Here is a 9,569-nt window from a genome sequence, read left to right as displayed (position 1 = left end):
TATTTCTACGCTGCTTAAACAGACCACCGAGCCGCAGTTCGCCTGGGCGGAAAAAGATGAAACACGCACAAATCTTCTCCCAGACGCTGCAGCAGTACGTAGACGGAGATATTGAACACTTGGATGATCTGGAGTACGACCCAGTCTAAATACGCCAAAATATGGAATGTGGGCTATCTGCCTAAGGGGTGTTATCCTTTTAGCCCATACACATCCAGCTAACAAACCGAACATTCCGACTACGTACTGTTGCCATGCAGTGTGATGCTCTTGACACCCCAACGACTATTTAATGCAACGTTAGTGGCTGCGACCGACTTAGGTGGGGGGGGGGGATCCGTTAAGTCGCTCCGAGCGACTTAACTCCTCATAATTTGCGGTTTAAGTCGGTGTCGCCGACTAAGCGCAGGCGACGCGGGCCCATCAGGCAGGCTAAGTCGCTTTGACCGACTTAGGTGGGGGCTTGGCATCCGTTAAGTCGCTCCCACCGACTTCGCTGCGGTAGAAATCGTGTATTACAGCACCAGGTCTGCTCACGAAAGTCAAATCGACAGACCCATCATCGTTAAATCGACATTCCCAGGGCCCCGTGTAAAAACGGGGCCTGTTAAGAACAAAAAGGTGGCCGCCACGAATCGTGGCGGCCCAAGTGTATATACAACAGGGGGGTCAAAGATGAGCAGTCGTTCAAGCTGCTAAAGTCATAGTAACGCCTAAGTGTTGTACATGTGTTGAGTGCCTGTTGACGATTTATGGTGATCTTGTTGCTTTGTCTCCACAACTCGAGTCTTCAGCGTGAACGCCGGAACAGGGAGATAGATGGTCATTTGCACGGTAATTTGCATGACTATTCTTATAACACTTTCAATTTTATCCCTTAGTTGATACGCTGACGATAGAGTGAATTGCACAAGAAACTAGGGGGACTGTGCTGTGAATGAAGCAACCAAAAATCTGCTTGGAAAATTGCCGAATCCCCATATTGCTGTGCTTATTGAGAAGCCGGAGAATCGGCGTTATCTCTCCGGTTTCACTGGTACAGCAGGTGTTCTTGTGGTGACACAGGGAGGCTGTTCTCTCATTACCGACGGGAGATATGCAGATCAGGCGAGAGCACAGGCCGAGGGCTGGAACATCGTCGTAAACAGGGGAGACGTGGTTCCAGCCATTGTCGATCTTCTACAAAGACAACAGATCCGCGAAGTATGGTTCGACGCTCTTTTTACCTCTTTTGATTTTCACCAGAGACTGACTAATGCCCTCGTCGAAAACCACGTACAGTTAACCCCCACATACGAACTTGTTGAGGGTCTTCGACAAATTAAATCGTCCGACGAACTTGGCCAGATTGATCAGGCGTTTGCCATTACAAACCGCGCCTTCGAGTACATCTTCGGGGAGTTACATGAAGGACTAAGTGAACATGAGGTTGCCTGGATGCTTGAGAGATTCATGCGGGAAGCGGGTGCGGAAAAAATCAAGGAAAACCATGTCATCGCGTCTGGGCCGCGCAGCGCGTTGCCACATGGTCGTGCAACGGATCGGATCATCCAAAAGGGCGATCTGCTGACAATGGACATTGGGGCCGTCGTAAACGGGTATTACGCAGACATGACACGCACCGTGGTGATCGGCAAGCCGGACGAGAGACAGAGGGAGGTGTACCACTTAGTTCTCGAGGCTCAGTTGATGGCCTTGGAGATGATGCGGCCCGGAACCGTCTGCGGCAACGCAGATGACACAATTCGGCAGTTCTTCGCAGCACATGGGTACTCAGACAACTTTGCCCATACGCTGGGCCATGCGGTGGGGCTCGAAATCCATGAAAAACCTGGACTGCGGGGCGGTGACACTACTGAGCTTCGGGAAGGTCACGTGATCACCGTAGAACCAGGTCTGTATTTTCCCGGATGGGGTGGTGTTCGTATCGAAGACCCCGTCGTCATCACGGCCTCTGGGTATCGAAACCTCGCCACTGTAACCAAGGAACTTTTGAGTTTGTAGTGCATGGACGTGTGGCATTTCCTATCGAGCATCCGTCGATCCGTTGCCGGAGTTCATGCCCGGGGCAGTCGATCCGTTGCTGGAGTTCATGCCCGGCAGCAGTCGATCCGTTGTCCTTGTTCATGCCCGGGGCAGTCCATGTCTTGGGAGAGTTCTTACCCGGTAGCAGTCCGTGCCAGCAGCAGCCCATTCCAGTGGTCGTCACATCAAATCCTAAAGGAGCGCTGAAAATGAATTACGTCATTGAAAAACAAAATGCCATCTTTTCCATGTCCCCGAAGCATGAGCCGACCCTCCATGTGCAAAGCGGGGATACTGTCGTGTTTGAGACCTATGACTGTTTCGAGGACCAAATCCAGAATGAACAGCAGGACTTTGGAGAGCTTGACTGGAACCACATTAATCCCGCTACGGGTCCTGTGTACGTTGAGGGGGCTGAGCCTGGAGATCACCTGATAGTCCGCATCCAGAATATGGAACTCGATAGTCGCGGTGTGATGACAACGGGTCCAAATCTCGGCGTGCTCGGTGACGAGTTGACCCAGAATGTCATCCGAATGATTCCAATTCGCGATAACAAGGTGGTTTTTTCCGACGATATCGAGTTACCCCTCAGCCCTATGATTGGGGTCATCGGGACGGCTCCAAAAGAAGGAGAAATCGCTTGTGGAACGCCAGGCGATCACGGTGGGAATATGGACTGCAAGCGGATCACGGTCGGAGCGTACGTGGTGTTCCCTGTGAATGTCCCCGGTGCGCTGTTCTCCCTCGGGGATTTACACGCAAGCATGGGAGACGGCGAGGTCGCTGTCTGCGGTGTCGAGGTGAGTGGCAAGGTTACCGTGCAGTTGCACGTTGTGAAAGGGAAATCCTGGCCGGCACCGATGATTTTCGATGACAGCAGAATCATCACGATCGCTGCACAAGAAGACCTTGATTCCGCCTCTGTGAAAGCCGTCAAGAACATGGTCCGATTCCTCGAGAGCGAGTGCGGGATGGATAAGGCAGAGGCAGTGTTTCTGCTGAGTGCAGGGTCAGACCTTCGCGTGTGCCAGATTGTCGATCCGATGATCACCGCACGAGTTGAACTGCCACGCTGGGTTGCGGAGAAGAAGGGCTTTGACTTCAAGTCGGTACTTGCGGATTAGCCTTCAAGGGAGCGACCATAAAGGAACCGTGTTCCTCGGCCGCATCCGAGAGTCTCCAAGGGAGCGGCTTTAGAAGAACTCGGTTCCTCTGGTGCAGCCGGGAGTCACCATTCGCTTGACTGTACAGGAGCACCCCACCAGCCCAAAACGGCGGGGTGCTTATTTCGTACTCCGAAAGAAATAACCATAGATAACCAGCGACCAATCCTGGCATCAGTGCTAAAATCCTATAGGCGACACCCCTTGGAGCAATTTAAGTGATAAACAGTGGCCAATAAGTGACATGATTGAGGTCGAGAGGCCGGGTACATAGCAGAATGCATTACGAGGTGATTTAGATGAGCAGGCAGTGGAACAATCATGACGAAATGATCTTCGAACAGGCGATTGAAGGTGCCAAAGAGGCACGGCGCCAAATGGAAGACAAAGCGGAGGCAAAGCTCTGGCGCGAAATGACATACCCCGTGAGCCTTGCGGACGCACTTTCACAACTGACTAAAAACGACCTTACGGAGATTCGCTCCAACTGGAATATTCGGAATGCCAGTTCACTGAACAAGCAGGACCTCATTGACCTGCTTTCACGGCAGATTCCGGAGCTGCTGCACGTTCTCCTAGAAAAATTAGACGAGACAAGGTATGCGATTTTAAAGCGGATGGCAAATGGTGGTGGACAAGCCTTTGTTTCTCTTGAACCCCACGAGTACAGGTACTTTAAGCTGAGAGGACTTGCGTTCACAGGAACCGTTGACGGAAACCGTACACTCGTCATGCCCGAGGAAATTCTGCAGACGTTTCAGAGCCAGGATATTCCCTCGTTGCACTCGGCGGTCCAGAGGCACACGGAATGGCTGCAGCTCACTCAAGGACTTCTATACTATTATGGATTTCTGCCGAGGGCCGATCACTTTCGAATGGTTGAGCAGTACTTGGGTTCAGGAGTGGATGTGGAGCACTACCTTAATGTGATGTTTGAGGGGATTGCGTACGGCTGGGCCATAAGGTCTTCCACGGATGGATTTATGCACGAAGAGGTGTTTGATGAAACAGAGGTCATACAGGAACAGCAGTCACGACCAAATGTCCCTTTCTACCCGTTTACGAAGGCGCAACTGCTCCGGGCAGGGAAGCCTGGTTTTGTCGATAAAGGACAAGCTTACAAAGCGTTTGCGGACTTTTTGAGACGCAGCTACGAAATCGATTTTGCCGAAGCAGAAGAAGCGGTTGACTTGTGTGTTTACCAGATCCAGAACGGAGATCGGTTAGGGGACATTATTACAGCTGTCACAGAAGAGTTCGAGATTCCATCGATGGATGTCCTTCAGGTGTTGACACGCCTTCTTGGAGAGTTACACAACACCACCAGGCAGTGGGCTCTAAAGGGCCATACTCCGCGTGAGCTGTTTGAAGTCGAGCGCGCTTCCCTGCGCCCATTGCCCAGCACTCCCTTTGCCCCCAAAGGTCAGGTTATCGACATTGCTACCAAAAAGAAGGTAGGACGGAACGAGCCCTGTCCATGTGGCAGTGGAAAGAAGTACAAAAAATGCTGCGGACGCTGAGAAGCGCCCGCGAGGCACAGGACTTCATATACGCGATCCTTTACACTATCTGACTTTCAGATGGACTTTCAGATAGGACTTTCAGATAGGACTTTCAGATAGGACTTTCAGATAGGACTTTCAGATAGGACTTTCAGATAGGACTTTCAGATAGGACTTTCAGATAGGACTTTCAGAACTTGACGCCGGTTAACCTTTCTGAGACATTCCACAACTCTGAAGCAGTCTTTTCATCCCTGGCCCGCCGCGATAGTTTTGCCGGGACCGGGGTTCCTTTCAATTCGAAGCCACCGCTTGGACCGTAATAGGCGCCGCCTTGTGCATTCGGACTCGTGGCTCCATAAAGACTCGGCAAGGCACCGCTTGCGGCATCTTGAGAAAGGAACGAGATGAGTGCGTAACCATCCCGAGACTTTGCGCCTTCCGGCTTGCCGAGGTTGGGACCTGCGGTCTGGAGGCCGGTTCTGGCAAAGCCAGGGTGTGCAGCGCAGCTCAGGATGCCCCATCCATGACGGTCACTGCGCCGCTGTAGTTCGAGTGCAAATTGAAGTACGGCTAATTTTGACTGTCCATAGACCTTCATGGGACCATAGCGTCCTTGGCTTTGCAGGTCATCAAAGTTTATCTTGCCGTAACGGTGAACAATACTGCTCACACTCACCACTCGCGGGGCGCTCGCTTTTTGAATCAGTGGCAGCAACTGTCCGGTTAACGCAAAATGACCGAGGTGATTGGTGCCGAATTGGAGTTCAAATCCGTCTTGCGTCGTCTGCCTGTTCGGGACGGCCATGACGCCGGCATTGTTCACGAGGATATCGATGGGTCGGTCGCGATGGATCATCCGGTTACAGAATTCCGCCACTGAATTCAGGCTCGCCAAGTCTAGCAGTTCCACTTCAACTTTGGCTCCTTTGGTTAGAGACTGAATGCGCTGTACGGTGTCCCTTCCTTTCGAAAGATTGCGCACGGCAAGGACAACTTCTGCACCTTTCGCAGCGAGAGCGCGAGCTGTCTCATAGCCAAGTCCGCTCGTTGCACCAGTGACAATGACAAACCGTCCGTTCTGATTGGGTATATCCGTTTCTGTCCAACGATTCACTTTGCTTGCCCCTCTACCTTCATGACGTGGAAGATGACTAGCTATCTTCATACAAGATGACCGCCTGCCTTCATAGCGTGCAACATGAGCAGCTGCCTTCATGACGTGGAAGATAACCATACGGACTCGTAGACTTTAAAAAATCCTCGAATAATTCATCGCTTCACCACAAGAATTTAACAGTCCTTCATAAGTCCTTCAGATTCGCTGGCTAGACTATACATATAAAAGAAGACATAGGCAACGGTTTTTACTTCTCGTGAGACATACATGGGTTCAACATTTTGGAGGGTTGTAGATTGGCTACAAAAATGAGTCCGAAGTTCGTTGTGTTATCTGCGTTGGCGGTAGGGGCTATATATGCAACTGGATATTCGGTGTCAGCCGCTGGGTCTACCGCCCTGGCCGCATCGAGTTCCTCCGCCAGCAACGCGTCCAATGCCGCGTCTCAAGCTAGCGGATCGTCGTCCGGTCGCTCGAGTTCTAAGAGCGGGGGCCAGACTAGTAATACTGCAGCACATGCATCCCGGAGCAGTTCAGCGAGCAGCTCTTCAAACGCCGCACAAGGCAAAAGTTCTGGTACTTCTTCGAGTCCATCAAAGGCGGCAAATACCACGCAGCAGTACCTCGATGGTACTTACAACGGATCGGCCGCAAATCAAATTGGCGCAGTATCTGTGAGTGTCACGGTTCACGGCGGAAAAATCGCCAACGTTCAAATCACGTCCTGCTACACGCACTACCCTGAGTCGTATATCGATCCGGTATTGCCGGACTACGTGGTCGCACACCAAACGACGCAGATTCCAGTGGTGTCCGGCGCAACGCTTAGTACCGAGGACTTCTACTATGCAGTGGTGCAAGCTCTGCAGCAAGCACAGAATCCGCACTACAAGGGCTAGGAAGACGGCGCGCAATCCGGTCGCGGTCAGACGAGACTGCCTTACCTCATAAACTGCCGAATCTCATAAACGATGGATCAGTTATCAATGTCGCATGGCAGTTGTGAAAGCCGCATCTTACATGGCGATAGAGGAGAGATATGACGGATGAGTTCAAATGATCAGAACCAACGTCCGGTGAGCCAGAGAACAGCCCAGATGGGCTCGCCATCCATGCATCGCAACCAACCGGGTGCAACAAACAGCACCACAAGCACGCGGCCGACCCCGCCTCCTGGGCCGCTTCGGAAGTTTTTGCGAACGCCGAAAGGGACGGTCATGCTGCTTCTACTCGGGCTGATGGTCGTCGGGGCTATTCATGCGTCCGATAGAGCCGGTGTCGCCAACATTGTGATTGCAATGGTCACGGCTTCAGCCATTGATGTTGTCGTCGGACTGATGCGAAAAAACAAACGCATTTTCCCGGATGGCGGCATGGTTACGGGTCTGATTATCGGCCTGGTACTGAGCGGCACCGTTCACTGGCCGGTGGTGGTACTCACCTCCGCCATTGCCGTAGCTTCTAAGCACATCCTTAAGATTGGCAGAAAGCCGATTTTCAATCCGGCTGCTTTTGCGCTTTTGCTTACGCTCTTTGTTTTTCACACGGGGCAGAGCTGGTGGGGCGATCTCGCGGACTTGCCGGTACTCTTCCTGCCGCTGTTGCTGATTGCCGGTGTCATTATTACTTCCCGCGTGAACAAGTGGCCGCAGGTGTTCGTCTACCTTGGCACGTACTTTCTCATTCTGACGCTCGCGGCGTCTCTGCACTTGGGAAATGCCTCGTTCACGCCGGGTGACGCTTTGCGCGTGCCACTCGTTAACGCTGCTTTGTTTATGAGTTTCTTTATGCTGACCGATCCGCCTACGTCACCAGGCAAGTACGCCGAGCAAGTCACATTCAGCGTCGTCGCGGCAGTGGTCAGTGCAGCGGTCTATCTCGCGGTCGGGGGACTGGCGTATCTGCTGATCGGACTCCTGGCTGCCAATGCATGGCGTGCAGTTGGTCTCCTTCGTGCCAGCCGTGCCAATCAGGCTTCCGCTCAGGCGTATACACAGAACGGAACCGAAAAAGCAAAGCCGCGCAACGAGATGTTCGGGTAATCGGCAGGAGTTCACAATTCATCTACAGATTCTTCACATAAACGTTATGTGTGACTGAAGAACCATCCGGTATTCCGCAAAGGGTCATGCTATTCTGAATGATAGCTGAGCGGAAGGATGGTTCTTTTTATGAAATTTCATCATCTTGCCTGGATAACAACAGTTGTCATTGGCGTGCAGATGGTTCTGGCCGGGGTGATCGTCGGTGAGGACGCCGGGCTGGTGTGTCCGAGTTGGCCGGTATGCAGTAACTCGGGCGCGATTCCGGTTACCGGATCGCTCATCTTTGAACTGGTCCACCGGGCCGTCGCACTTCTCTTAGGGGTATTGGTGATTTGGCTCCTCGTCTGGATGCTTCGTTCCTATCGACACAACCGCGCGATGATTTGGACCGGTGTCCTCGGAATGCTTTCATTGGCAGTTCAGATTGTCTACGCTGGACTCATTGTGTTGTTCGTTTTTCCCGGCACGGCGTCTGTTGTCGATGTGGTCAACAGTATGATTATGCTGTCCCTGTTCGTTCATTTGTCTAACCTTGCTGAGCGGGAATACAATTTGAAACAGGGGATTGTATCGACAGAGCCGGATTCTGAAAGCAGAAGCCTGACCCGGATTGCGTGGTTTCTGTACGCAGCAGGCATGATTGCGGTTGCCGCGGGTGCGGTGTTTCGTCATACAGGTGCCAGTCAGGCACTGTTTGGTCAGGATAGCTATATTCGGAGTCATCATCAGTACACGCCGCCGTCACAGTTGTTGTCGCATGTCTTACTCGATGTTCATGTGGCGACGGCTGTTCTGTTGATTGTTGCGGGCGTGTTATTTGCCTCCTATGCGTTCGAACGCAAGCGGTTCACGAAAATGGCGGTGCTGGTGGTCGCACTGATCGTGGTGGAAGGGCTGTTGGGTTTGGTCTCGCTTGCTGTGCGCCTGGAACTGGTTGTCGTGACCATCCACTGGGCCGTGTCAGGCTTGATTATGGGCGTTGTCGCCTATGTGGTGTCAGAGACGTACCTCGCGCGAAAACGACTGGTCGCTGAGCACCGAAGGCAAAGTTCGGTCATCCTCCGCCACTCCTCCAAAGCAAGATGACCCGGTTACACAAAGCGGACAAACTTCTGGATGACGGTGTCGATAAAAGACACGGTCGGTTCGTCAATGAGTTGTCCGCTTTCGTCGAACTTACTTGCTGCAAATGTGACCAAGATTTCGTTTCCACCAGGGGGAAGCACCCTGCAGTCAAGTCCGGGACTGCTGAGGATCTGCCTCAAGTGCACTTGAGCGCGCAGGGTGCCCATCATGCCTGTAGAGGCACCTACAATCAGCACAGGTTTACCAACCGCGACGCGTTCTCCTCGAGATAACCAATCTAGCGCATTCTTCAAAATACCTGGCACTGACCAATTGTACTCGGGCGTTGCAATCAGCAATCCGTCCGCGTCGAGTATGTTCTTTTTAAAGTCTTGTACCGCAGCGGGGGGAGCATTTTCCTCATCCTGATTGAAAAAGGGTAAGGCAGAGATGTCCGCGACAGCGACCTCAAATTGGTCTTCATAACGTTTGGCGAGGAAGTTGAGCAGCATCGCGTTGTACGAGTTTTTCCGGACACTGCCAACCAATCCGACAAGCTTCATACAATCCCTCCGACATCAATATGACTTTATCACTGTAAGTCTCGTACTAAATGACTTTACCACTGTAAGTCTCGTACTAATTT

At 52.3% G+C, this 9,569-nt stretch carries 8 protein-coding genes; 6 read left to right on the top strand and 2 right to left on the bottom strand.

Annotated elements, in window-relative coordinates:
• Nucleotides 1-933 precede the first annotated feature (933 nt).
• The 3 genes from AN477_RS15360 (at nt 934) to AN477_RS25505 (ending at nt 4,711) form a co-directional block, all read left to right on the top strand.
• Nucleotides 934-2,004, top strand: a complete 1,071-nt coding sequence (locus AN477_RS15360; protein ID WP_054970049.1) for a M24 family metallopeptidase — start codon at nt 934-936, stop codon at nt 2,002-2,004.
• Nucleotides 2,005-2,234: 230 nt separating this feature from the next.
• Nucleotides 2,235-3,152: an acetamidase/formamidase family protein gene (locus tag AN477_RS15355; protein WP_054970048.1), complete on the top strand. Its 918-nt coding sequence runs from the start codon at nt 2,235-2,237 to the stop codon at nt 3,150-3,152.
• A 338-nt stretch (nt 3,153-3,490) separates the two neighbouring features.
• A complete protein-coding gene (locus tag AN477_RS25505; RefSeq protein ID WP_054970047.1) occupies nt 3,491-4,711 on the top strand; it encodes an SEC-C metal-binding domain-containing protein in 1,221 nt (406 codons plus the stop codon).
• 172 nt (nt 4,712-4,883) lie between these two features.
• Here the strand turns inward: AN477_RS25505 and AN477_RS15345 are convergent, their stop codons facing one another.
• Entirely contained in the window at nt 4,884-5,810 is a 927-nt protein-coding gene (locus AN477_RS15345; RefSeq protein ID WP_054970046.1) for an SDR family oxidoreductase, read from the bottom strand.
• 299 nt (nt 5,811-6,109) lie between these two features.
• Here AN477_RS15345 and AN477_RS15340 point away from each other — a divergent pair, with 299 nt between their 5' ends.
• The 3 genes from AN477_RS15340 to AN477_RS15330 all read left to right on the top strand — a co-directional run bounded on the left by AN477_RS15340 (nt 6,110) and on the right by AN477_RS15330 (nt 8,944).
• Nucleotides 6,110-6,712, top strand: coding sequence for an FMN-binding protein (locus AN477_RS15340; RefSeq protein ID WP_054970045.1), 603 nt, complete (start codon nt 6,110-6,112; stop codon nt 6,710-6,712).
• A gap of 147 nt (nt 6,713-6,859) precedes the next feature.
• Complete coding sequence (locus AN477_RS15335; RefSeq protein ID WP_054970044.1) at nt 6,860-7,855, top strand: RnfABCDGE type electron transport complex subunit D; 996 nt, start codon at nt 6,860-6,862, stop codon at nt 7,853-7,855.
• Nucleotides 7,856-7,984: 129 nt separating this feature from the next.
• Nucleotides 7,985-8,944: a COX15/CtaA family protein gene (locus AN477_RS15330; RefSeq protein ID WP_054970043.1), complete on the top strand. Its 960-nt coding sequence runs from the start codon at nt 7,985-7,987 to the stop codon at nt 8,942-8,944.
• A 5-nt stretch (nt 8,945-8,949) separates the two neighbouring features.
• Here the strand turns inward: AN477_RS15330 and AN477_RS15325 are convergent, their stop codons facing one another.
• The gene (locus AN477_RS15325; protein ID WP_054970042.1) at nt 8,950-9,486 is read right to left on the bottom strand and encodes an NADPH-dependent FMN reductase; all 537 of its coding nucleotides are present in this window, start codon (nt 9,484-9,486) and stop codon (nt 8,950-8,952) included.
• Nucleotides 9,487-9,569 lie beyond the last annotated feature (83 nt).

Source organism: Paenalicyclobacillus ferrooxydans (assembly GCF_001399675.1).
Classification (GTDB): Bacteria; Bacillota; Bacilli; order Alicyclobacillales; family Alicyclobacillaceae; genus Alicyclobacillus_B; species Alicyclobacillus_B ferrooxydans.
This window is presented reverse-complemented; position numbering and strand designations above follow the sequence as displayed.